Origin of the sequence: Pantoea sp. X85 (genome assembly GCF_029623675.1) — a bacterium.
Lineage (GTDB): Bacteria > Pseudomonadota > Gammaproteobacteria > Enterobacterales > Enterobacteriaceae > Pantoea > Pantoea leporis.
In genome coordinates this window covers 233,718-257,763 of record NZ_CP121108.1, presented here as the reverse complement: position 1 = coordinate 257,763, position 24,046 = coordinate 233,718, and the positions used below count along the sequence as shown (strand labels likewise).

The following is a 24,046-nucleotide window of genomic DNA, read 5'->3' as shown; positions in this document are numbered from 1 at the left end:
TTTTTGCATCTGTATCATAATGCGTGGGAATAAGACAATGCTTCTCAGGCAACTTACTGAGGGCAAGGATTATGGAATTCGATCAAAACCGCGCGGCTAAACCTTTTGATGTCACTTTACTGGATATCTTCCGCGGCGCAGTGCGTATGGTTAAACACTGGAAAGCACGGCGTGAAACTCACCGCATCCTGTCAAAACTGAGTGATAACCAGCTGCGTGATATCGGACTGACACGCGAAGATGTCTGCCGCAAGTTCTGACAAAATGAAGACGAAAAAAAACCCTGCCGAAGCAGGGTTTTTTATTGGTCAGCTTTAGCAGACGAATTACTCGTCGTCGCTTCCGCCCAGACCGGCGTTCAGCAATTCTGCCAGGCTTGCAGAGGCTTCATCCGCAGTAACCTGCGGTGCAACCGGTGCTTCGCCCGCAGAGCGGCGACGCATACGATCCTGGTGATAAGCATAACCGGTACCGGCTGGGATCAGACGACCCACGATGACGTTCTCTTTCAGGCCGCGCAGTTCATCACGCTTACCTGCAACTGCTGCTTCGGTCAGGACACGCGTGGTCTCCTGGAACGATGCTGCAGAGATGAACGATTCGGTTGCCAGTGACGCTTTGGTGATACCCAGCAGATCGCGCATGAATGTTGCGCCGATTTTGCCATTCGCTTCAAGTTCACGGTTAGAGATCTTGATGCGTGAGTATTCAGCCTGCTCACCTTCCAGGAAGTCGGTGCTTCCCACGCTCGAGATGGTTGCTTTACGCAGCATCTGACGAACGATGACTTCGATGTGTTTATCGTTAATCTTAACGCCTTGCAGACGGTAAACTTCCTGCACTTCGTTAGTGATGTAACGGGTCACAGCATGGACGCCACGCAGACGCAGGATGTCGTGCGGAGACTCTGGGCCGTCAGATACGACGTCACCACGTTCTACGCGCTCACCTTCGAATACGTTAAGCTGACGCCATTTTGGAATCATCTCTTCGTACGGATCGCTACCATCAACCGGCGTAATCACCAGACGACGCTTACCTTTGGTCTCTTTACCGAAGGAGATGATACCGCTGATCTCCGCCAGGATTGCTGGCTCTTTCGGACGACGCGCTTCGAACAAGTCAGCAACGCGCGGCAGACCACCGGTAATATCCTTGGTACCGCCAGATTCCTGCGGAACACGCGACAGCGTGTCACCGGCACTGATCTTAACGCCATCTTCCAGCTGAACAATTGCTTTGCCCGGCAGGAAGTACTGTGCTGGCATGTCGGTACCCGGAATCAGAACATCATTTCCGTTGGCATCGATAATTTTCAGCGCAGGACGCAGATCTTTACCACCCGCAGTACGTTCTGCAGAATCCAGAACCACCAGCGATGACAGACCGGTTAAGTCGTCAGTCTGACGCGTAATGGTCTGACCGTCGATCATGTCAGTGAAGCGAATGAAACCGCCCACTTCGGTGATGACCGGCATGGTATGCGGATCCCAGTTTGCTACGGTTTCGCCCGCGGCAACCTGCTCGCCATCACCTTTAGCCATGACCGCACCGTAAGGTACTTTATAGCTCTCTTTGGTACGACCGAACTCGTCGATCATCTTCAGCTCAACGTTACGTGAAACGATAACCAGTTTTCCTGAGGAGTTGGTTACAGACTTCGCGTTGGTCAGCTTGATAGTACCTTTGTTCTTCACCTGGATGCTGGATTCAGCAGCCGCACGAGATGCCGCACCACCGATGTGGAACGTACGCATCGTCAGCTGTGTACCCGGCTCACCGATGGACTGTGCTGCGATAACACCGATGGCCTCACCTTTGTTGATGATGTGACCACGTGCCAGATCGCGACCGTAGCAGTGTGCACACACACCGAAGTCGGTTTCACAGCCAACAACCGAGCGCACTTTGATCGCATCGACTGAATTCAGTTCGATCACATCACACCAGTGTTCATCGATCAGGGTGTTACGCGGGATCAGGATGTCCGCAGTGCCTGGCTTCAGAACGTCTTCAGCCGTTACACGACCCAGTACACGCTCACGCAGCGGCTCTTTAACGTCGCCACCTTCGATGACTGGAGTCATCATGATGCCTTCGAACGTGCCGCAGTCATCTTCGGTAACAACCAGATCCTGCGCTACGTCGACCAGACGACGCGTCAGATAACCGGAGTTAGCGGTTTTCAGTGCGGTATCCGCCAGACCTTTACGCGCACCGTGCGTGGAGATGAAGTACTGGAGTACGTTCAGACCTTCACGGAAGTTCGCGGTGATCGGCGTTTCGATGATTGAGCCATCTGGCTTAGCCATCAGACCACGCATACCGGCCAGCTGACGAATCTGTGCAGCAGAACCACGCGCACCGGAGTCGGCCATCATGTAGATGCTGTTGAACGATACCTGCTGCTCTTCTTCGCCATCACGGTTGATCACGGTTTCAGTTTGCAGGTTATCCATCATCGCTTTGGAAACGCGTTCGTTAGCGGCGGCCCAAATATCGATAACTTTGTTGTAACGTTCGCCAGCAGTTACCAGACCAGACTGGAACTGTTCCTGAATCTCAGCAACTTCCGCTTCCGCTTCGGCTACGATTTCCGCTTTCTTCGCTGGGATGACCATGTCGTCGATACCTACAGAGGCACCTGAACGGGCTGCGTAAGCAAAACCGGTGTACATGGTTTGGTCAGCAAAGATAACGGTCGGCTTCAGACCAAGAATGCGGTAACAGGTGTTCAGCATCTTGGAAATGGCTTTCTTACCCAGCGCCTGGTTGACGATGGAGTAAGGCAGGCCTTTCGGAACGATCATCCACAGAATCGCACGACCAATGGTGGTGTCGATAATGCTGGTTTTCGCAACGAACTCTTCCTGTTCGTTCTTGGTGTATTCAGTGATACGCACTTTAACGCGTGCATGCAGCTCGGCCAGGCCAGCGCGATAAACACGCTCAGCTTCTTTCGGGCCAGTCAGCACCATGCCTTCGCCTTTAGCGTTCACTTTGTCGCGGGTCATGTAGTACAGACCCAGAACAACGTCCTGTGAAGGAACGATGATTGGCTCGCCGTTCGCTGGTGACAGAATGTTGTTGGTCGACATCATCAGCGCACGCGCTTCCAGCTGGGCTTCCAGCGTCAGCGGTACGTGAACAGCCATCTGGTCACCATCGAAGTCGGCGTTATATGCCGCACAAACCAGCGGGTGCAGCTGGATCGCTTTACCTTCGATCAGAACCGGTTCAAACGCCTGGATACCCAAACGGTGCAGAGTTGGTGCACGGTTCAGCAGTACCGGGTGTTCGCGGATCACTTCGTCCAGGATATCCCAAACGACAGCTTCTTCGCGCTCAACCATTTTCTTAGCGGCTTTGATGGTGGTGGCCAGGCCACGCAGTTCCAACTTGCCGTAGATGAACGGTTTGAACAGCTCAAGAGCCATTTTCTTCGGCAGACCGCACTGATGCAGACGCAGATATGGACCAACGGTGATAACTGAACGGCCAGAGTAGTCAACACGTTTACCCAACAGGTTCTGACGGAAACGACCCTGCTTACCTTTGATCATGTCTGCCAGAGATTTCAGCGGACGCTTGTTCGAGCCAGTGATGGCGCGACCGCGACGGCCGTTATCCAGCAGTGCATCAACCGCTTCCTGCAACATACGTTTTTCGTTACGTACGATGATATCTGGCGCAGCCAGATCCAGCAGGCGTTTCAGACGGTTATTACGGTTGATCACGCGACGATACAGATCGTTCAGATCCGACGTTGCGAAACGACCACCGTCCAGCGGTACCAGCGGGCGCAGATCTGGCGGCAGAACCGGCAGAACGGTCAGGATCATCCACTCTGGCTTGTTACCAGACTGAACGAACGCTTCCAGCAGCTTGATACGCTTGGTCAGCTTTTTACGTTTGGTCTCGGAGTTGGTCTCGTTCAGCTCTTCACGCAGCTGCTCGCACTCTTGCTCCAGATCCATGTTTTTCAGCAGCGCCTGGATCGCTTCCGCACCCATCTTCGCGTCGAATTCGTCACCGAACTCTTCCAACGCGTCAAGGTACTGCTCTTCGGTCAGAATCTGACGTTTTTCCAGGTTGGTCATGCCGCCTTCGATAACCACATAAGATTCGAAGTACAGCACGCGCTCGATATCACGCAGTGGCATATCCAGCAGTAAGCCGATACGCGAAGGCAGTGATTTCAGGAACCAAATGTGCGCAGTCGGTGAAGCCAACTCAATGTGGCCCATGCGCTCACGACGTACTTTGGTCTGTGTAACTTCAACGCCACACTTCTCACAGATCACGCCGCGATGTTTTAAACGCTTGTACTTACCGCACAGGCATTCGTAGTCTTTTACCGGTCCAAAAATACGGGCACAGAAAAGACCGTCACGCTCAGGCTTGAAGGTACGGTAGTTAATGGTTTCCGGCTTTTTAACTTCACCAAAAGACCATGAACGGATCATGTCTGGCGAGGCCAGAGCAATTTTGATCGCATCAAACTCTTCGGTCTTAGTTTGCGCTTTCAGAAACTTAAGTAAGTCTTTCACGGATTAGCTCCCGTCGGAGTGGAACTCTCAGGGACGCGCACCCGAAGTGCACGTCCCGTAACCAGTACTTGCGAGTACTTACTCGTCTTCCAGCTCGATGTTGATACCCAGCGAGCGGATCTCTTTCAACAGCACGTTGAAGGATTCCGGCATGCCCGGTTCCATCTGATGGTTACCGTCGACGATGTTTTTATACATCTTCGTACGGCCGTTAACGTCATCAGATTTAACGGTAAGCATTTCCTGCAGGGTATACGCGGCACCGTATGCTTCCAGTGCCCACACTTCCATCTCACCGAAGCGCTGTCCACCGAACTGCGCTTTACCACCCAGCGGCTGCTGAGTAACCAAGCTGTAAGAACCGGTAGAACGTGCGTGCATCTTGTCGTCAACCAGGTGGTTCAGTTTCAGCATGTACATGTAACCTACGGTTACCTGACGCTCAAACTGCTCACCAGTACGGCCGTCGAACAGGGTGATCTGACCGGAAGAAGGCAATCCGCCGAGCTGCAGCAGCTCTTTGATTTCGCTCTCTTTCGCACCGTCAAACACCGGAGTCGCGATTGGCATACCCTTCTTCAGGTTCTCTGCCAGACGCAGTACTTCGTCATCTGTAAAGGTTTTCAGGTCAACTTTCTGACGCACATCAGTGCCCAGATCGTAAGCACGCTGGATGAACTCACGCAGTTTGGAGACTTCTTCCTGCTTCTTCAGCATCGCATTGATTTTTTCACCAATGCCTTTCGCCGCCATACCGAGGTGAGTTTCCAGAATCTGACCGATGTTCATACGCGATGGTACGCCCAGCGGGTTCAGTACGATGTCGACCGGCGTACCGTTCTCATCGTAAGGCATGTCTTCGATAGGGTTGATCTTCGAGATAACACCCTTGTTTCCGTGACGACCTGCCATCTTGTCACCAGGCTGGATCTGACGTTTAACGGCCAGATACACCTTAACGATTTTCAGCACACCTGGTGCCAGATCATCGCCTTGGGTGATCTTGCGACGCTTAGCTTCAAGTTTCTTCTCAAACTCGTGCTTCAGTTCGTCGTACTGCTCAGCCAGCTGCTCCAGAGAGTTCTGCTTCTCTTCGTCAGTCAGGCCCAGCTCCAGCCAGCGCTCACGTGGCAGTTTGTCCAGCTTCTCAGCTTCAACACCACCCGAGATCAGTACGGCCTGGATACGGCCAAACAGGCCCGCTTCGAAGATCTGCAGTTCTTCAGACAGGTCTTTCTTAACCTGCTTCAGCTGCATCTCTTCGATTTCCAGCGCGCGCTTGTCTTTTTCCACGCCATCGCGAGTGAAGACCTGCACGTCAATAACAGTACCGGATACGCCGTTCGGAACGCGCAGTGACGAATCTTTTACGTCAGAGGCTTTTTCACCGAAGATCGCACGCAGCAGTTTCTCTTCTGGCGTCAGCTGGGTTTCACCTTTCGGTGTTACCTTACCAACCAGAATGTCGCCACCGGTCACTTCCGCACCGATATACACAATGCCGGATTCATCCAGTTTAGAAAGCGCAGCTTCACCCACGTTCGGGATATCAGCGGTGATCTCTTCTGGCCCCAGCTTGGTGTCGCGAGACACACATGCCAGTTCCTGGATGTGGATAGTGGTGAAACGGTCTTCCTGAACCACACGCTCGGATACGAGGATGGAGTCTTCGAAGTTGTAACCGTTCCATGGCATGAACGCCACGCGCATATTCTGCCCCAGCGCCAGTTCACCGAGGTCGGTAGACGGGCCATCTGCCAGCACGTCGCCACGCTCAATCGGCTCACCCAGATTGACACACGGCATCTGGTTGATGCAGGTGTTCTGGTTAGAACGGGTGTACTTGGTCAGGTTGTAGATGTCGATACCCGCTTCGCCCGGATACATCTCTTCTTCGTTAACTTTGATAACGATACGAGAAGCATCAACGTACTGAACGGTACCACCACGTTTCGCGACAGCAGTTACACCGGAGTCAACCGCTACTGCGCGTTCCATACCGGTACCAACCAGCGGCTTATCAGCACGCAGAGTTGGAACCGCCTGACGTTGCATGTTCGCACCCATCAAGGCGCGGTTAGCATCATCGTGCTCCAGGAACGGAATCAGTGACGCACCGACAGAAACCACCTGTTGGGTGGAAACGTCCATGTAGTCAACCTGATCGCGGCTGAACAGGCTTGACTCACCCTTGCTACGGCAGGTGACGAGATCGTCAACAAAGCTGCCATCTTCTGCGAGGTTGGTGTTTGCCTGAGCGATAACGTAGTTACCCTCTTCAATTGCAGAGAGGTAATGAATTTCATCACTCACTTTCCCGTCAACAACGCGGCGATACGGGGTTTCAAGGAAACCGTATTCGTTAGTCTGCGCGTAAACCGAGAGTGAGTTGATCAGACCGATGTTCGGGCCTTCCGGAGTTTCGATAGGACATACACGACCGTAGTGCGTTGGGTGTACGTCACGTACTTCGAAGCCGGCGCGCTCACGGGTCAGACCGCCTGGGCCCAGAGCAGAGATACGACGTTTGTGCGTAATCTCGGACAATGGGTTGTTCTGATCCATAAACTGGGACAGCTGGCTTGAACCGAAGAACTCTTTCACCGCCGCCGAAATCGGCTTAGCGTTGATCATGTCCTGAGGCATCAGCGTATCGAGGTCGCCCAGAGACAGACGCTCTTTAACTGCACGCTCAACACGTACCAGACCCACACGGAACTGGTTTTCTGCCATCTCGCCAACAGAACGAATACGACGGTTACCGAGGTGATCGATATCATCCACTTCACCGATACCGTTACGGATACCGATAAGCTTTTTCATCACTTCGATGATGTCGTCTTTGCTCAGGATACCTGAACCTTCGATCTCATCACGCAGCAGAGAACGGTTGAACTTCATGCGGCCAACCGCAGAAAGATCGTAACGATCTTCAGAGAAGAACAGGTTCTCGAACAGGTTTTCAGCAGCTTCACGCGTTGGTGGCTCACCAGGACGCATCATTCGGTAGATCTCAACCAGCGCGCTTAAGCGATCGTTGGTTGGGTCAACACGCAGAGTCTCGGAGATGTACGCACCGTGATCAAGGTCGTTGGTGAACAGCGTTTCAATGCGCTTGTGGCCCGACTGGCTCAGTTTCGCCAGCAGATCCAGTGACAATTCCATGTTTGCAGGAACGATCAGCTCGCCGGTGTTCAAATCGACGTAGTCTTTAGCAACCACTTTGCCAGCAATGTATTCAACTGGCACTTCGATGTGCTGAATATTGTCTTTTTCCAGCTGACGGATGTGGCGCGCAGTGATGCGACGACCTTTCTCAACGTAAACCGTGCCGTTTGCTTCGATATCGAAGGAGGCGGTTTCACCACGCAGGCGCTCAGGCACCAGTTCCATCTGCAGTTTGTTATCGCGGATTTCATAAACGACTTTATCAAAGAACAGATCAAGGATTTGTTCTGAGGTGAAGTTTAACGCGCGCAGAATGATACTGGCCGGCAGCTTACGACGACGGTCAATACGGACGAAGAGGTTGTCTTTCGGGTCAAACTCGAAATCGAGCCATGAACCGCGGTAAGGGATGATACGTGCGTTATACAGCACTTTACCGGAAGAGTGCGTTTTACCCTTATCGCTGTCGAAGAACACGCCAGGACTACGATGCAGCTGAGAAACGATAACACGCTCAGTACCATTGATAACAAAGGTACCATTGTCCGTCATGAGTGGAATCTCACCCATGTAGACTTCTTGTTCTTTAATGTCTTTTACGGTGCCTTCCGGCGCTTCGCGCTCGTAGATCACCAGACGCAGTTTCACGCGCAGCGGTGCCGAATAGGTCACGCCACGGATCTGACATTCAGTTACGTCAAAGACAGGCTCACCCAAACGGTAGCTGACATACTGCAACTCAGAGTTGCCGCTGTAGCTTGAGATTGGAAATACGGAGCGGAAGGCTGCTTCCAGACCGTACTGGCCTTCTGGATCTTGCTCGATGAACTTCTGGAACGAGTCAAGCTGGATAGAAAGGAGATAAGGTATGTCCAAAACTTGTGGACGTTTACCAAAATCCTTACGAATACGTTTTTTCTCGGTATAGGAGTAAACCATGGGGTTCCTCAGCTAGCTGACATGTCGAACCACGCTGTCCGTCCTGAAAAGGACAGTTCATGCAACACTATTTTTTGTTTTTCATGCGATGCGCAGCACCCCATGCAATACATCTTTCTATCACTCTTAAATCATTTCATCGCCGTTGTTCAGGCAGGGAACCTTCGCAGGAGAGCGATATATTAAGGCGTCGATAGAAAAAGATATTGAAGAGGAATGATGGACAAACAGTGCGAAACGCCATCATTCCCCTGTAGCGCAAAAAGGCTGGTGACCTAAACAGTCACCAGCCATCAGCCTAATGTTACTCAGGCTGCAACCCGAAGGTTGTCTTACTTAACTTCAACTTCAGCGCCAGCTTCTTTCAGAGCAGCTTCAAGAGCGGCTGCGTCATCTTTGCTGATGCCTTCTTTGATAGTACCGGTAGCTTCAACCAGGTCTTTAGCTTCTTTCAAGCCCAGGCCAGTTGCAGTACGTACTGCTTTGATTACTGCGACTTTGTTAGCGCCAACAGCTTTCAGAATTACGTCGAATTCAGTTTTCTCTTCAACAGCTTCAGCTGGGCCAGCAGCAACAGCTACAGCGGCAGCAGCAGAAACGCCGAATTTTTCTTCCATAGCAGAAACCAGCTCAACTACTTCCATTACGGACATAGCGGCAACAGCTTCCAGAATTTGGTCTTTAGTGATAGACATATCGATTGTTCCTAAAAATCAGAAAAAGTTTATACGGTAGCAAGCACGAAGGAAAAGAATTTGGCCTTAAGCCGCTTCTTTTGCATCGCGCACAGCAGCCAGAGTACGGACCAGTTTGCCAGCAGCGGCTTCTTTCATGGTCGACATCAGACGTGCCAGTGCTTCTTCGTAAGTCGGCAGAGTTGCCAGACGGTCAATATTGGCCGCCGTGATCAGCTCACCTTCAAAGGCTGCAGCTTTGACCTCAAATTTTGCATTCGCTTTAGCGAAATCTTTGAACAAACGAGCGGCAGCGCCCGGGTGTTCCAAAGAGTATGCAATCAGGGTCGGACCAACAAACGTGTCTTTCAGGCACTCGAAAGGAGTACCTTCAACGACGCGGCGCAGCAGGGTGTTACGAACAACACGCATGTAAACGCCAGCTTCACGACCTGCTTTACGCAGTTCGGTCATTTTATCAACGGTCACGCCACGGGAATCCGCAACAACCGCTGAAAGCGCGCCTTTGGCTACTTCGCTAACTTCAGCAACAATCGCTTGTTTGCCTTGAAGATTTAATGCCATTAGCTTTTGCTCCTGGATTGACCGGGAATAATTTCCCGGAACTCACTTCACTTATTCACCCGAAGGCGATAAGCGCTATTACACGGTGAGCAGAATCCAGCGAAGAAATAATTCTTTTTGGTTCTGTCACCGTCTACGCAGGGTATTAAGCAAGATATCCGAAAATATTCTGCTCCTGCGGTCTCGGACGGAGGCCAGGATAAGGCCTGGCTCCAACCTAAGCGACTGAACAACCAAGTGTTTAGACTTTGTCACTCACTCGCTTTGAATCTGGGTTCTGAATTGTGCAAACAACCAGAACAACGGGCGTAAGATTCTAGATGAATTTTTCGCCCGTTACAAGCAGCAATTAGTTTGCTGATGCACTCAGACCAGCCTGGTCAACGGCAACGCCGGCGCCCATGGTGGTAGAGATGCTGACTTTCTTGATATACACGCCTTTCGCCTGTGATGGTTTAGCTTTTTTCAGCGCAACCAGCAGAGATTCCAGGTTTTCTTTCAATTTGTCAGTGTCAAAATCCACTTTACCGATGGTGGTGTGGATGATGCCGTTTTTGTCGTTACGATAACGAACCTGACCTGCTTTAGCATTTTTAACTGCTTCAGCAACGTTCGGCGTTACGGTACCAACTTTCGGGTTTGGCATCAGACCGCGTGGGCCCAGAACCTGGCCCAACTGGCCAACAACGCGCATTGCATCTGGAGATGCGATTACAACGTCAAAGTTCATTTCGCCTTTTTTGATCTGCTCAGCCAGGTCTTCCATACCAACCAGTTCTGCGCCAGCTGCTTTAGCAGCTTCAGCGTTTGCACCTTGGGTGAAGACGGCAACACGTACTGAACGACCAGTACCGTGTGGCAGAACGGTCGCACCGCGCACGTTCTGATCAGATTTACGTGCATCGATGCCGAGGTTAACGGCAACGTCAACGCTTTCTACGAACTTGGCAGTAGCCAGTTCTTTCAGCAGAGCAACAGCTTCGTTAATGTCGTACTGCTTAGTAGCATCAACTTTGTCACGGATTACGCTCATGCGCTTGGTCAGCTTAGCCATTTCTTAATCCTCTACTACCAGGCCCATGGAACGAGCAGTACCTTCGATAGAGCGAGTCATCGCTTCTACGTCAGAACCAGTCATGTCCGCAGCTTTAGTTTCTGCGATTTCACGTACCTGAGCACGGGAAACTTTACCGACTTTGTCTTTGTTCGGCTTACCAGAACCAGACTTAATGCCCGCTGCTTTTTTCAGCAGTACGGCAGCCGGAGGCGTTTTGGTAACGAAGGTGAAAGAACGGTCACTGTATACGGTGATAACAACAGGAGTAGGCAGGCCTTTCTCCAGGGATTCAGTCTTAGCGTTGAACGCTTTGCAGAATTCCATAATGTTAACACCCTGCTGACCCAGTGCTGGACCAACAGGTGGACTTGGGTTAGCCATACCAGCTGCAACTTGCAACTTAACGTAGGCTTGTACTTTCTTGGCCATGATAATTCCTCAATTGGGTTATAACGCCTGAAAAACAGGCTCCCCGTGATAACGATTTATATGCCGTTGCGGGCACATAAAAACAAAAGGCGCGAAATTATAGGTAAATTTCGCGCCTTCCGCAAGAGCTAAAAAGTGAACAGAAGGGTTAACCTTTCTCCACCTGAGCGAAGTCGAGTTCCACTGGCGTTGCACGACCAAAGATGGAAACGGACACTTTCAGGCGGCTCTTCTCGTAGTCCACTTCTTCGACCACTCCGTTGAAGTCGGCAAACGGGCCGTCGCTGACGCGTACCATCTCGCCTGGCTCGAACAGCGTTTTTGGACGCGGCTTATCACCCACCTGCTGCAGGCGGTTCATAATCGCATCAACTTCTTTATCACTGATTGGCGCAGGACGGTCGGAAGTACCACCGATAAAGCCCATTACACGCGGTACACTGCGTACTAAGTGCCAGCTGGCGTCATTCATTACCATCTGAACCAATACGTAGCCAGGGAAGAATTTACGTTCGCTTTTGCGGCGCTGGCCGCCACGGATTTCGACGACTTCTTCAGTCGGCACCATGACTTCGCCAAAAAGCTCTTCCATGTTGTGCAGTTTGATATGCTCGTGCAGCGATTTCGCTACGCGGGCTTCAAAACCGGAGAACGCCTGAACGACGTACCAGCGTTTTTTTGGAGCTTCAGACATCTCAGAACCTCAGGCCAGTGATAAACGATACCAGACGGACCAGAATACCATCCAGCCCCCACAAAATCAGTGACATCACGGCAGTTACCGCGGCAACGATTAACGTGGTGTGCAGTGTTTCCTGGCGAGTCGGCCAAATGACCTTACGCATTTCGGTTTTAGCTTCACGGGCAAATGCCACAGTCGCTTTGCCTTTGATTGTCAGCAAAGCAATGCCGCCCGCTGCAGCGATCAGCACAACCACAGCCAGCGCGCGCAGAGGCAATGTTATATCGCGATAGATATAGTTGCCGACGATTGCTACCAGGAGCAATGCGATCACAACTACCCATTTCATCGCTTCAAGGCCGCGCCCGCTTCCTTGAGCTTCGGTATTCGCACTCATAAACCAACCTGCCACAATAATTCAGAAACTATACTGCCCCGCAGTGCGAGGCATCCAAACCGAATGAGCTTTTGAGCGTAACTCGGTATCCAACGCCGTGAAACAGAGCCTGTCTCAGCAATGATTATGATGCAAAATCACTGATGAGCCAGGTTCTATACAACAGCGTGCAAAAAGGGCATCAAATGATGCCCTTTCCTTGTGCATTGCGTCAAATCTTATCGCAGTTAAGCGATAATTTCAGCAACAACACCCGCACCAACAGTACGGCCGCCTTCACGGATTGCGAAACGCAGACCCTGATCCATAGCGATTGGCTTGATCAAAGTAACGGTCATTTTTACGTTGTCGCCTGGCATTACCATCTCAACGCCTTCTGGCAGTTGAACGTCACCGGTCACGTCAGTAGTACGGAAGTAGAACTGAGGACGGTAGCCTTTGAAGAACGGAGTATGACGGCCGCCTTCATCTTTAGACAGAACGTAAACTTCTGAAGTGAACTGGGTATGTGGCTTGATTGAACCCGGCTTAGCCAGAACCTGGCCACGCTCGATGTCTTCACGCTTGATACCACGCAGCAGAACACCACAGTTCTCGCCTGCCTGACCCTGGTCCAGCAGTTTGCGGAACATTTCAACGCCAGTACAGGTTGATTTCACAGTGTCTTTAAGGCCAACAACTTCAACTTCGTCGCCCACTTTAACGATACCGCGCTCAACACGACCCGCGCTCAACACGACGGGTACAAACGGTACCACGGCCAGAGATTGAGAATACGTCTTCGATTGGCAGCAGGAACGGCTTGTCGATTGCACGAACTGGCTCTGGGATGTAAGTATCCAGGTGCTCAGCCAGCTCAATGATCTTCGCTTCCCACTCAGCATCGCCTTCCAGCGCTTTCAGAGCAGAACCACGTACGATTGGAGTGTCGTCGCCTGGGAAGTCATAAGCTGACAGCAGGTCACGTACTTCCATCTCTACCAGTTCCAGCAGCTCTTCATCATCAACCATGTCGCACTTGTTCAGGAACACGATGATGTAAGGAACGCCAACCTGACGACCCAGCAGGATGTGCTCACGGGTCTGTGGCATTGGGCCATCAGTCGCAGCAACAACCAGGATCGCGCCGTCCATCTGCGCAGCACCGGTGATCATGTTTTTCACATAGTCGGCGTGGCCTGGGCAGTCAACGTGCGCATAGTGGCGAGACGGGGTTTCGTATTCAACGTGAGAAGTGTTGATGGTGATACCACGTGCTTTCTCTTCTGGCGCTTTATCGATCTCATCGAATTTGCTTGCCTTACCGCCGTAGGTTTTAGCCAGTACGGTAGTAATTGCTGCAGTCAGGGTGGTTTTACCGTGGTCGACGTGACCGATGGTGCCCACGTTTACGTGCAGTTTGTTACGCTGAAATTGCTCTTTAGCCATCGCTAGTCCCTCTAAGACACGGATATATCGAAGATATCGTCATATCAACCAGGCATTGCCTGACTGTTTGGTTTACAGAGAGAGAATCAGGAGAGAGATAAAGGAAGTGGTGCTGATACCCAGAGTCGAACTGGGGACCTCACCCTTACCAAGGGTGCGCTCTACCAACTGAGCCATATCAGCACATCTGGAGCGGGCAGCGGGAATCGAACCCGCATCATCAGCTTGGAAGGCTGAGGTAATAGCCATTATACGATGCCCGCATCCTGGAACTCGGCTACCTGTTCTTTCTGTAGCTTATGAATAATAAAAGAAGACCTTCTATTATTCGAGCCGGTCAGAGTTGCTGACCAACTTTGATTGCGCTAATGCGCAATCTGAAATTCGAAGGTGAGAGATGAAGAACTCACCCATCAGATAAAGACTTTATCTGATGCCCAACCAGGAGGTTGAGATGGTGGTGGGAGAAGGATTCGAACCTTCGAAGTCTGTGACGGCAGATTTACAGTCTGCTCCCTTTGGCCGCTCGGGAATCCCACCTACTTGATGGTGCCGGCTACCGGAATCGAACTGGTGACCTACTGATTACAAGTCAGTTGCTCTACCAACTGAGCTAAGCCGGCATCAAGTGGAGCGCATTCTAGGAATACCCGAAGAAGGATGCAACAAAAAAATCGTCAAAATTGTTCTATCGCTTACTATTTGTGCAAATCATCTCAAATCAGCCATCAGCTGCAGTAAAATCACCCTAAACCTGTGCATTTTTACACCACCACATCGATTGATTGCTATGAACCGCCATCATTTTCAATGCACATATTTGAAGCACACTGCCTTTCTGCTGTGCAAATTGTAGAAAATTTTTTGTGAAACTACCCGCTACACTCGTTTTTTCTGCTGGCCTGCATTTTGCTTATCTATTTAATCGGGTCATTAAATGGAGGATGTCGCATGAATATTGTTCAGCTCACTGCAGAAACATTACCCCTTTATCGTCAGGCTTTGGCTGCCCTGATGGTTGAAGCGGTAAAAAACAATATGACTTCGGCATTTCAACATTCGCAAAAGATGCAACAGTATCAGGATGCCGAGCGCTATTTTCATAGCTTGCGCAACAAAATGGCACGCCATGAGTTGCTGCTATGGATTGCCGTCATCGACTCGGTTGTGGTGGGAAGCGTGCAGCTCAATATTTGTCAGCGTCCAGATGGACAAAATCGCGCGGAAGTTTTACAGCTGCTTGTGCATTCAAATGCTCAGCGAGAAGGGATTGGACGCAGATTAATGCAGACGCTTGAGCACAAGGCAGAAAGCTATCAGCGTGGTCTGCTTTATTTGGATGTCATTGCAGGTTCTGCAGAAGAAATTTTTTATCGGGCACATGGCTACCGCTACTTAGGGGAATTGCCCGACTATGCATTATGCGCGGATGGGCATCCTCATCCCGGCGCGATTTACTATAAACGTCTGCGTACCAGCCCAGCAGAAAATGTAGCGACAAGCTACTGACCGACAAGAAAAATGCGGGCACGCTTGCGAAAGCGTGCTCCTGTTTATCATTTTACTTCTTTTTAAAGTCACACTGGTGTTACCCTCCTGCCCATTGTTCTCGTTAATTACCCCTGTGACGTGCAATTGAGTTTGATACATCTTCGTATGCTTAATGCAGCAAGGTGTTGATGAATCAGAATTTGCACTCAGATGCATGCTTATGAGTAAAAAAACGACACCTCTTACTACGCCTTATTTGCAGTTCAATCGCCAGCAATGGGCAGCACTACGCGATTCAGTACCAATGACATTGGCTGAAGGTGAAATTGAGCGTCTGCGTGGTATCAATGAAGATCTTTCATTAGAAGAAGTGGCCGAGATTTATCTGCCGCTATCGCGTCTGCTTAATTTTTATATCAGTTCTAATCTGCGCCGTCAGGCGGTGCTTGAGCAATTCCTTGGCACTAATGGGCAGAAAATCCCTTATATCATCAGTATTGCCGGCAGCGTTGCGGTAGGAAAAAGCACAACTGCCCGTGTGCTTCAGGCGCTTCTTAGCCGCTGGCCAGAACACCGCAAAGTAGAACTGATCACTACTGATGGTTTTTTGCATCCTAATGCCGTGCTTAAAGAACGCGGTTTGATGAAGAAAAAAGGGTTCCCGCAATCTTACGATATGCATCGCCTGGTTAACTTCGTATCTGATTTAAAATCGGGTGCTAGCCAGGTGACAGCGCCGGTTTATTCTCATCTGATTTATGATGTCATTCCGGATGGCGATAAAGTCGTACAACAGCCTGATATTCTTATTCTTGAAGGATTGAATGTGCTGCAAAGCGGTATGGACTATCCTCACGATCCTCATCATGTATTTGTGTCTGATTTCGTGGATTTTTCAATTTACGTCGATGCACCAGAGTCTTTACTTGAGAACTGGTATGTAAATCGCTTTTTGAAATTCCGTGAGGGCGCGTTTAGCGATCCGGACTCTTATTTCCATCACTATTCGCAATTACCTGAAGAGGATGCACTCAATATTGCGCATGGTCTGTGGAAAGAGATTAACTGGCTTAATTTAAAGGAAAATATCCTGCCTACACGTGAACGAGCAAGTCTTATTATGACGAAGTCGGCTGATCATGCGGTGCAAAGTGTACGTTTGAGGAAATAGTCTTTTTTATAAAATGCCCATAAAAGATCGTGGGCATTTTAATTTGTTAGCTCAGATGCATTAATTGTCTGGACGAAGAGAAATCTCACCCCCTACCCAGGATTTAATGACTCCATTCTGCTCCAGTAATAAGCCACCCTGCTTATCAATACCTCGCGCAATGCCATGTACCTCACGATCCCCAATAAGAAGCTTCACTGGACGATTAATGAAGTTATCAAGGGCTTCCCAGCGGGAAACAAATGGCGCCAAACCATCGCGCTCAAAAATAGGTAACGCTTCACGCAGGCTATTGATCAACTTCGCAGCTAACTCGTTGCGATCGATATCAACACCAGCTTCCTGAAGATTAATCCAACCCTGATTAATTTCTGCCGTGCCTTCTGAACGCATCAGCAAATTGACACCAGCACCTATAACAATCTGAGCTGCATCGCCGGTTTTTCCAGTTAACTCAACTAAAATACCAGCAAGCTTACGATCGTTAAGATAGAGATCATTCGGCCATTTAACCCGGACATCCGGAGCACCTAATGACTGAATCACTTCTGCCATGATGATACCAATCACCAGACTCAGGCCCATCGCCGCAGCTGGCCCCTGATCAAGACGCCAATACATGGACATATACAGGTTGGAGCCAAACGGTGAAAACCATTTACGCCCGCGACGTCCGCGCCCTGCTTGCTGATACTCGGCAATGCATGCGTAGCCAGACGGCAATTGATCCATCCGATCCAGCAAATACTGGTTGGTAGAATCGATAACAGGAATAACCGCCAGATTAGTTTGATGCAGGAGAGACAGAATGATTTCTTCATCCAGTAACTGAATTGGCTCTGGTAAGCTGTAGCCTTTACCCGTTACCGTATATACATCCAGACCCCAACTTTTGAGAGTCTGTATATGTTTATTAATGGCAGCACGGCTCATACCAAGCGCTTCGCCCAGCTGCTCACCAGAGTGAAATTCACCATCGGCCACCAATGCCACTAACTTTAACGGCACGCTATTATCTTTCATGAAATTACCTCAACGGCATTACGCTCGCCTCGAGCACCGATAAAGCGCACTTCTGGCTCCAGCCAAACATCAAACTTTTGTCCGACTCTATTTCTAACCTGATGCGCTAAATCGACAATATCCTGTGGAGTGGCATAATCTTCATTTATCAGTACTAAAGCCTGCTGACGGTGAACTGCGGCGCCACCTACACGGAAGCCTTTAAGACCACATTGGTCGATCAACCATCCAGCAGCTAATTTCACTTCGCCACTGGCCTGTGGATAATGAGGAATGGATGGCCACTGCTTAATTAGCGCATCTGCATGCTCAGCTGTGATCAGCGGATTTTTGAAGAAACTACCGACATTGCCTGTGATTTTTGGGTCGGGCAGTTTGCTTTGGCGCATATGGCAAATAGCATTGAATACATCCCAGGCACACACTGTTGCTGGGTTTAACTTAGTCAGCTCGCCATAAGTTAGAACTGGTTTCCACTGTTTTGCCAGACGTAATCCCACTGCAACAATGACATAGTCATTTTTCATAGCATGTTTGAAAATACTATCGCGATAGCTAAACTGGCACTCTTCTCGATACAACCGAATTATATTTTGCGATGGGAGGTGTATAGCTTCAACGTAGTGACAGATATCTTTAAATTCGACACCATATGCACCGATATTTTGAATCGGTGCTGAGCCGGCCATACCAGGAATCAGCGCCAGGTTTTCCAGTCCTGTAATACCCTTCTTTAGCGTGTTTTCAACTAAAGCATGCCAATTTTCGCCGGCACCAACATGCAAGTGCCAGGCTTCGTCATGCTCTTCGATAGCGATGCCTTTAATCGCATTAACCACCACCGAGCCGCTAAAATCTTCAAGAAAGAGTACGTTGCTCCCTTCGCCTAATACAATAAAAGGCAGATTTGATTGCTGACTGTTTTTCCAGGCCAAAGTAATAGCGTCAGGAGTTTCAGCGATGGTCAGTGTTTGTGCATTGATCGTAAGACCAAGAGTGTTGAAAGCTTTCAGGGATGTATTGGGGCTGGACATTTCACGGCCTTTACTGATTAATCTGACCGTAGTTTACCTGATCGGTAGGTTGCGAGTTTGATGTTTTCTTATTTCTGATGGGAAATTGCTAATGTACAGACGTAAAAAAGCCCCGGACTTTCGTCCGGGGCTTCTTCACTTATTTGATGCCTGGCAGTTCCCTACTCTCGCATGGGGAGACCCCACACTACCATCGGCGCTACGGCGTTTCACTTCTGAGTTCGGCATGGGGTCAGGTGGGACCACCGCGCTAAAGCCGCCAGGCAAATTCTTTGTGCAAAAACGAATAACATTCGCTTCCGCTGATTCTTTAATCCGTAAACAAGCTGAAAATATCCGGTCTCTCAGACCAAAACGCCTCTGGCGTTGTAAGGTTAAGCCTCACGGGTCATTAGTACCGGTTAGCTCAACGCATCGCTGCGCTTACACATCCGGCCTATCAACGTCGTAGTCTTCAACGTCCCTTCAGGACCCTCAAGGGGTCAGGGAGAACTCATCTCGGGGCAAGTTTCGTGCTTAGATGCTTTCAGCACTTATCTTTTCCGCACTTAGCTACCGGGCAGTGCCATTGGCATGACAACCCGAACACCAGTGGTGCGTTCACTCCGGTCCTCTCGTACTAGGAGCAACCCCCCTCAATTCTCCAGCGCCCACGGCAGATAGGGACCGAACTGTCTCACGACGTTCTAAACCCAGCTCGCGTACCACTTTAAACGGCGAACAGCCGTACCCTTGGGACCTACTTCAGCCCCAGGATGTGATGAGCCGACATCGAGGTGCCAAACACCGCCGTCGATATGAACTCTTGGGCGGTATCAGCCTGTTATCCCCGGAGTACCTTTTATCCGTTGAGCGATGGCCCTTCCATTCAGAACCACCGGATCACTATGACCTGCTTTCGCACCTGCTCGAGCCGTCACTCTCGCAGTCAAGCTGGCTTATGCCATTGCACTAACCTCCTGATGTCCGACCAGGATTAGCCAACCTTCGTGCTCCTCCGTTACTCTTTGGGAGGAGACCGCCCCAGTCAAACTACCCACCAGACACTGTCCGCAGCCCGGATTACGGGCCTACGTTAGAACATCAAACATTAAAGGGTGGTATTTCAAGGTTGGCTCCACGCAGACTGGCGTCCACGCTTCAAAGCCTCCCACCTATCCTACACATCAAGGCTCAATGTTCAGTGTCAAGCTATAGTAAAGGTTCACGGGGTCTTTCCGTCTTGCCGCGGGTACACTGCATCTTCACAGCGATTTCAATTTCACTGAGTCTCGGGTGGAGACAGCCTGGCCATCATTACGCCATTCGTGCAGGTCGGAACTTACCCGACAAGGAATTTCGCTACCTTAGGACCGTTATAGTTACGGCCGCCGTTTACCGGGGCTTCGATCAAGAGCTTCTCCTTGCGGATAACCCCATCAATTAACCTTCCGGCACCGGGCAGGCGTCACACCGTATACGTCCACTTTCGTGTTTGCACAGTGCTGTGTTTTTAATAAACAGTTGCAGCCAGCTGGTATCTTCGACTGCCTTCAGCTCCATCCGCGAGGGACTTCACCTGATGACAGCGTGCCTTCTCCCGAAGTTACGGCACCATTTTGCCTAGTTCCTTCACCCGAGTTCTCTCAAGCGCCTTGGTATTCTCTCTCTACCTGACCACCTGTGTCGGTTTGGGGTACGATTTCGTGTTACCTGGAGCTTAGAGGCTTTTCCTGGAAGCAGGGCATCAGTTACTTCACCACCGTAGTGGCTCGTCGTCACGCCTCAGCCTTAAGATACCCCGGATTTACCAAAGGTATCAGCCTACACGCTTAAACCGGGACAACCGTCGCCCGGATAACCTAGCCTTCTCCGTCCCCCCTTCGCAGTAACACCAAGTGCAGGAATATTAACCTGCTTCCCATCGACTACGCTTTTCAGCCTCGCCTTAGGGGTCGACTCACCCTGCTCCGATTAACGTTGAACAGGAACCCTTGGTCTTCCGGCGAGCGGGCTTTTCACCCGCTTTATCGTTACTTATGTCAGCATTCGCACTTCTGATACCTCCAGCATGCCTCACAGCACACCTTCAACGGCTTACAGAACGCTCCCCTACCCAACAACACATAGTGTCGCTGCCGCAGCAGCTTCGGTGCATGGTTTAGCCCCGTTACATCTTCCGCGCAGGCCGACTCGACCAGTGAGCTATTACGCTTTCTTTAAATGATGGCTGCTTCTAAGCCAACATCCTGGCTGTCTGTGCCTTCCCACATCGTTTCCCACTTAACCATGACTTTGGGACCTTAGCTGGCGGTCTGGGTTGTTTCCCTCTTCACGACGGACGTTAGCACCCGCCGTGTGTCTCCCGTGATAACATTCTCCGGTATTCGCAGTTTGCATCGGGTTGGTAAGCCGGGATGGCCCCCTAGCCGAAACAGTGCTCTACCCCCGGAGATGAGTTCACGAGGCGCTACCTAAATAGCTTTCGGGGAGAACCAGCTATCTCCCGGTTTGATTGGCCTTTCACCCCCAGCCACAAGTCATCCGCTAATTTTTCAACATTAGTCGGTTCGGTCCTCCAGTTAGTGTTACCCAACCTTCAACCTGCCCATGGCTAGATCACCGGGTTTCGGGTCTATACCCTGCAACTTAACGCCCAGTTAAGACTCGGTTTCCCTGCGGCTCCCCTATACGGTTAACCTTGCTACAGAATATAAGTCGCTGACCCATTATACAAAAGGTACGCAGTCACCCCATAAAGAGGCTCCCACTGCTTGTACGTACACGGTTTCAGGTTCTGTTTCACTCCCCTCGCCGGGGTTCTTTTCGCCTTTCCCTCACGGTACTGGTTCACTATCGGTCAGTCAGGAGTATTTAGCCTTGGAGGATGGTCCCCCCATATTCAGACAGGATACCACGTGTCCCGCCCTACTCTTCGAACTCACAATCTGTGCACTTTCGTGTACGGGACTATCACCCGGTATCGTGCGACTTTCCAGACGCTTCCACTAACGCACAAACTGATTCAGGTTCTGGGCTGTTCCCCGTTCGCTCGCCGCTACTGGGGGAATCTCGGTTGATTTCTTTTCCTCCGGGTACTTAGATGTTTCAGTTCCCCGGGTTCGCCTCGCAACACTATGTATTCATGTTGCGATGATGCACTGGGTGCACCGGGTTTCCCCATTCGGACATCGTCGGCTGTAGCGGTTCATATCACCTTACCGACGCTTTACGCAGATTAGCACGTCCTTCATCGCCTCTGACTGCCAGGGCATCCACCGTGTACGCTTAGTCGCTTAACCTCACAACCCACAGGCGTTTTGCAACGCGCGCAGACTGCAAGCATTTGAGAGACTCGAACATATCGCCGCTTCATTCTTATTACGGAGAATGAAGACGATACGTCGTTTCAATTTTCAGCTTGTTCCGGATTGTTAAAGAGCAGTATCTCAGACGCAGCTCGTAAGCTTCGTTTGAGATACGTCGTGGAGACACCTTTCACCTGTCACCAAGCAAGTGGCGTCCCCTAGGGGATTCGAACCCCTGTTGCCGCCGTGAAAGGGCGGTGTCCTAGGCCTCTAGACGAAGGGGACACGGTGTGTCACGACTTCGCAGCCGTCTTGCTCATTACTTTCTATCAGACAATCTGTGTGAGCACTTCGCGGGAAGGTATCTTCAGGTAAGGAGGTGATCCAACCGCAGGTTCCCCTACGGTTACCTTGTTACGACTTCACCCCAGTCATGAATCACAAAGTGGTAAGCGCCCTCCCGAAGGTTAAGCTACCTACTTCTTTTGCAACCCACTCCCATGGTGTGACGGGCGGTGTGTACAAGGCCCGGGAACGTATTCACCGTAGCATTCTGATCTACGATTACTAGCGATTCCGACTTCACGGAGTCGAGTTGCAGACTCCGATCCGGACTACGACGCACTTTATGAGGTCCGCTTGCTCTCGCGAGGTCGCTTCTCTTTGTATGCGCCATTGTAGCACGTGTGTAGCCCTACTCGTAAGGGCCATGATGACTTGACGTCATCCCCACCTTCCTCCAGTTTATCACTGGCAGTCTCCTTTGAGTTCCCGGCCGAACCGCTGGCAACAAAGGATAAGGGTTGCGCTCGTTGCGGGACTTAACCACATTTCACAACACGAGCTGACGACAGCCATGCAGCACCTGTCTCAGAGTTCCCGAAGGCACCAAAGCATCTCTGCTAAGTTCTCTGGATGTCAAGAGTAGGTAAGGTTCTTCGCGTTGCATCGAATTAAACCACATGCTCCACCGCTTGTGCGGGCCCCCGTCAATTCATTTGAGTTTTAACCTTGCGGCCGTACTCCCCAGGCGGTCGACTTAACGCGTTAGCTCCGGAAGCCACTCCTCAAGGGAACAACCTCCAAGTCGACATCGTTTACGGCGTGGACTACCAGGGTATCTAATCCTGTTTGCTCCCCACGCTTTCGCACCTGAGCGTCAGTCTTTGTCCAGGGGGCCGCCTTCGCCACCGGTATTCCTCCAGATCTCTACGCATTTCACCGCTACACCTGGAATTCTACCCCCCTCTACAAGACTCCAGCCTGCCAGTTTCGAATGCAGTTCCCAGGTTAAGCCCGGGGATTTCACATCCGACTTGACAGACCGCCTGCGTGCGCTTTACGCCCAGTAATTCCGATTAACGCTTGCACCCTCCGTATTACCGCGGCTGCTGGCACGGAGTTAGCCGGTGCTTCTTCTGCGGGTAACGTCAATCGGTGAAGTTATTAACTCCACCGCCTTCCTCCCCGCTGAAAGTACTTTACAACCCGAAGGCCTTCTTCATACACGCGGCATGGCTGCATCAGGCTTGCGCCCATTGTGCAATATTCCCCACTGCTGCCTCCCGTAGGAGTCTGGACCGTGTCTCAGTTCCAGTGTGGCTGGTCATCCTCTCAGACCAGCTAGGGATCGTCGCCTAGGTGAGCCATTACCCCACCTACTAGCTAATCCCATCTGGGCACATCCGATGGTGTGAGGCCCGAAGGTCCCCCACTTTGGTCTTGCGACGTTATGCGGTATTAGCTACCGTTTCCAGTAGTTATCCCCCTCCATCGGGCAGTTTCCCAGACGTTACTCACCCGTCCGCCACTCGTCACCCGAGAGCAAGCTCTCTGTGCTACCGTTCGACTTGCATGTGTTAGGCCTGCCGCCAGCGTTCAATCTGAGCCATGATCAAACTCTTCAATTTAAGTTTGATTTGCTGAAACAAGTTCAGCGGTGCTCATCTGTAAAACGTCATAATGAATTTCATTATGTGTTCACTCGTGAGGCTTTGATATTTTTTTGCGTCCGGAGACGCGGATATCAATCCTGCGAGTGCCCACACAGATTGTCTGATAAATTGTTAAAGAGCGTTGCGAACAGCGGCTGAACCGTCTGTCGCGAGGTGGCGTATACTACGCTACTCTC

Annotated in this window: 13 protein-coding genes, 5 tRNA genes, 3 rRNA genes and 1 pseudogene; 3 read left to right on the top strand and 19 right to left on the bottom strand. The window is 50.9% G+C overall.

Going from position 1 to position 24,046, the window contains the following annotated elements:
- The first annotated feature begins 71 nt into the window (after positions 1–71).
- A complete protein-coding gene (locus P6287_RS01170) occupies positions 72–260 on the top strand; it encodes a DUF1127 domain-containing protein (protein WP_008108404.1) in 189 nt (62 codons plus the stop codon).
- Positions 261–326: 66 nt separating this feature from the next.
- Here P6287_RS01170 and rpoC read toward each other — a convergent pair whose 3' ends face one another.
- From rpoC to P6287_RS01105, 13 genes and pseudogenes are all read right to left on the bottom strand, one after another.
- A complete protein-coding gene (gene rpoC / locus P6287_RS01165; protein WP_222186135.1) occupies positions 327–4,550 on the bottom strand; it encodes a DNA-directed RNA polymerase subunit beta' in 4,224 nt (1,407 codons plus the stop codon).
- Between the two features lie 78 nt (positions 4,551–4,628).
- Positions 4,629–8,657, bottom strand: a complete 4,029-nt coding sequence (gene rpoB / locus P6287_RS01160; protein WP_277974380.1) for a DNA-directed RNA polymerase subunit beta — start codon at positions 8,655–8,657, stop codon at positions 4,629–4,631.
- A 332-nt stretch (positions 8,658–8,989) separates the two neighbouring features.
- On the bottom strand, positions 8,990–9,352 hold the full coding sequence (rplL, locus tag P6287_RS01155; protein WP_101763017.1) for a 50S ribosomal protein L7/L12: 363 nt from the start codon (positions 9,350–9,352) through the stop codon (positions 8,990–8,992).
- Positions 9,353–9,418: 66 nt separating this feature from the next.
- Positions 9,419–9,916 carry a 50S ribosomal protein L10 gene (rplJ, locus tag P6287_RS01150; RefSeq protein WP_007886294.1) on the bottom strand — a complete coding sequence of 166 codons (498 nt, stop codon included), beginning with the start codon at positions 9,914–9,916 and terminating at the stop codon, positions 9,419–9,421.
- Between the two features lie 349 nt (positions 9,917–10,265).
- Positions 10,266–10,970, bottom strand: a complete 705-nt coding sequence (gene rplA, locus P6287_RS01145; RefSeq protein WP_007886296.1) for a 50S ribosomal protein L1 — start codon at positions 10,968–10,970, stop codon at positions 10,266–10,268.
- Between the two features lie 3 nt (positions 10,971–10,973).
- Positions 10,974–11,402 (bottom strand): 50S ribosomal protein L11, encoded by a 429-nt coding sequence (rplK, locus tag P6287_RS01140; protein WP_007886298.1) that lies wholly within the window; start codon positions 11,400–11,402, stop codon positions 10,974–10,976.
- 148 nt (positions 11,403–11,550) lie between these two features.
- The gene (gene nusG, locus P6287_RS01135; protein ID WP_007886300.1) at positions 11,551–12,096 is read right to left on the bottom strand and encodes a transcription termination/antitermination protein NusG; all 546 of its coding nucleotides are present in this window, start codon (positions 12,094–12,096) and stop codon (positions 11,551–11,553) included.
- Between the two features lies 1 nt (position 12,097).
- Complete coding sequence (gene secE, locus P6287_RS01130; protein ID WP_277974379.1) at positions 12,098–12,481, bottom strand: preprotein translocase subunit SecE; 384 nt, start codon at positions 12,479–12,481, stop codon at positions 12,098–12,100.
- A 227-nt stretch (positions 12,482–12,708) separates the two neighbouring features.
- Positions 12,709–13,909 (bottom strand): annotated as a pseudogene (tuf, locus tag P6287_RS01125) (elongation factor Tu).
- Positions 13,910–14,016: 107 nt separating this feature from the next.
- A tRNA-Thr gene (locus tag P6287_RS01120) sits at positions 14,017–14,092 on the bottom strand.
- 5 nt (positions 14,093–14,097) lie between these two features.
- Positions 14,098–14,172: transfer RNA gene (locus tag P6287_RS01115), tRNA-Gly, on the bottom strand.
- Between the two features lie 192 nt (positions 14,173–14,364).
- Positions 14,365–14,449: transfer RNA gene (locus P6287_RS01110), tRNA-Tyr, on the bottom strand.
- Between the two features lie 7 nt (positions 14,450–14,456).
- A tRNA-Thr gene (locus P6287_RS01105) sits at positions 14,457–14,532 on the bottom strand.
- A 328-nt stretch (positions 14,533–14,860) separates the two neighbouring features.
- Here P6287_RS01105 and P6287_RS01100 point away from each other — a divergent pair.
- Both P6287_RS01100 and coaA read left to right on the top strand, forming a co-directional pair.
- Positions 14,861–15,418 (top strand): GNAT family N-acetyltransferase, encoded by a 558-nt coding sequence (locus P6287_RS01100; RefSeq protein ID WP_101762580.1) that lies wholly within the window; start codon positions 14,861–14,863, stop codon positions 15,416–15,418.
- Positions 15,419–15,620: 202 nt separating this feature from the next.
- Complete coding sequence (gene coaA, locus P6287_RS01095) at positions 15,621–16,571, top strand: type I pantothenate kinase (protein ID WP_210082116.1); 951 nt, start codon at positions 15,621–15,623, stop codon at positions 16,569–16,571.
- 60 nt (positions 16,572–16,631) lie between these two features.
- On the opposite strand, the gene birA is transcribed toward coaA, so the two are convergent.
- The 6 genes from birA to P6287_RS01065 all read right to left on the bottom strand — a co-directional run bounded on the left by birA (position 16,632) and on the right by P6287_RS01065 (position 23,825).
- Positions 16,632–17,594 (bottom strand): bifunctional biotin--[acetyl-CoA-carboxylase] ligase/biotin operon repressor BirA, encoded by a 963-nt coding sequence (birA, locus tag P6287_RS01090; protein ID WP_277974378.1) that lies wholly within the window; start codon positions 17,592–17,594, stop codon positions 16,632–16,634.
- Positions 17,591–18,628 (bottom strand): UDP-N-acetylmuramate dehydrogenase, encoded by a 1,038-nt coding sequence (gene murB / locus P6287_RS01085; protein WP_277974377.1) that lies wholly within the window; start codon positions 18,626–18,628, stop codon positions 17,591–17,593. Before murB ends, birA begins: the two co-directional genes overlap by 4 nt.
- A gap of 148 nt (positions 18,629–18,776) precedes the next feature.
- Positions 18,777–18,892 (bottom strand): 5S ribosomal RNA (rrf, locus tag P6287_RS01080).
- A 106-nt stretch (positions 18,893–18,998) separates the two neighbouring features.
- A 23S ribosomal RNA gene (locus P6287_RS01075) occupies positions 18,999–21,909 on the bottom strand.
- Positions 21,910–22,124: 215 nt separating this feature from the next.
- Positions 22,125–22,200, bottom strand: a tRNA-Glu gene (locus P6287_RS01070).
- 87 nt (positions 22,201–22,287) lie between these two features.
- Positions 22,288–23,825, bottom strand: a 16S ribosomal RNA gene (locus P6287_RS01065).
- Together the 16S, 23S and 5S rRNA genes with 1 tRNA gene alongside form the textbook arrangement of a ribosomal RNA operon.
- Positions 23,826–24,046: the final 221 nt, after the last annotated feature.

Excerpts from the sequence above, each read along its gene's own strand:
- rplJ (WP_007886294.1), bottom strand. The coding sequence starts at position 9,916 with ATGGCATTAAATCTTCAAGGCAAACAAGCGATTGTTGCTGAAGTTAGC.
- murB (WP_277974377.1), bottom strand. The coding sequence starts at position 18,628 with ATGTCCAGCCCCAATACATCCCTGAAAGCTTTCAACACTCTTGGTCTT.
- P6287_RS01170 (WP_008108404.1), top strand. The coding sequence starts at position 72 with ATGGAATTCGATCAAAACCGCGCGGCTAAACCTTTTGATGTCACTTTA.
- coaA (WP_210082116.1), top strand. The coding sequence starts at position 15,621 with ATGAGTAAAAAAACGACACCTCTTACTACGCCTTATTTGCAGTTCAAT.
- secE (WP_277974379.1), bottom strand. The coding sequence starts at position 12,481 with ATGAGTGCGAATACCGAAGCTCAAGGAAGCGGGCGCGGCCTTGAAGCG.
- rplA (WP_007886296.1), bottom strand. The coding sequence starts at position 10,970 with ATGGCTAAGCTGACCAAGCGCATGAGCGTAATCCGTGACAAAGTTGAT.
- rpoB (WP_277974380.1), bottom strand. The coding sequence starts at position 8,657 with ATGGTTTACTCCTATACCGAGAAAAAACGTATTCGTAAGGATTTTGGT.
- birA (WP_277974378.1), bottom strand. The coding sequence starts at position 17,594 with ATGAAAGATAATAGCGTGCCGTTAAAGTTAGTGGCATTGGTGGCCGAT.
- rplL (WP_101763017.1), bottom strand. The coding sequence starts at position 9,352 with ATGTCTATCACTAAAGACCAAATTCTGGAAGCTGTTGCCGCTATGTCC.
- P6287_RS01100 (WP_101762580.1), top strand. The coding sequence starts at position 14,861 with ATGAATATTGTTCAGCTCACTGCAGAAACATTACCCCTTTATCGTCAG.
- nusG (WP_007886300.1), bottom strand. The coding sequence starts at position 12,096 with ATGTCTGAAGCTCCAAAAAAACGCTGGTACGTCGTTCAGGCGTTCTCC.
- rplK (WP_007886298.1), bottom strand. The coding sequence starts at position 11,402 with ATGGCCAAGAAAGTACAAGCCTACGTTAAGTTGCAAGTTGCAGCTGGT.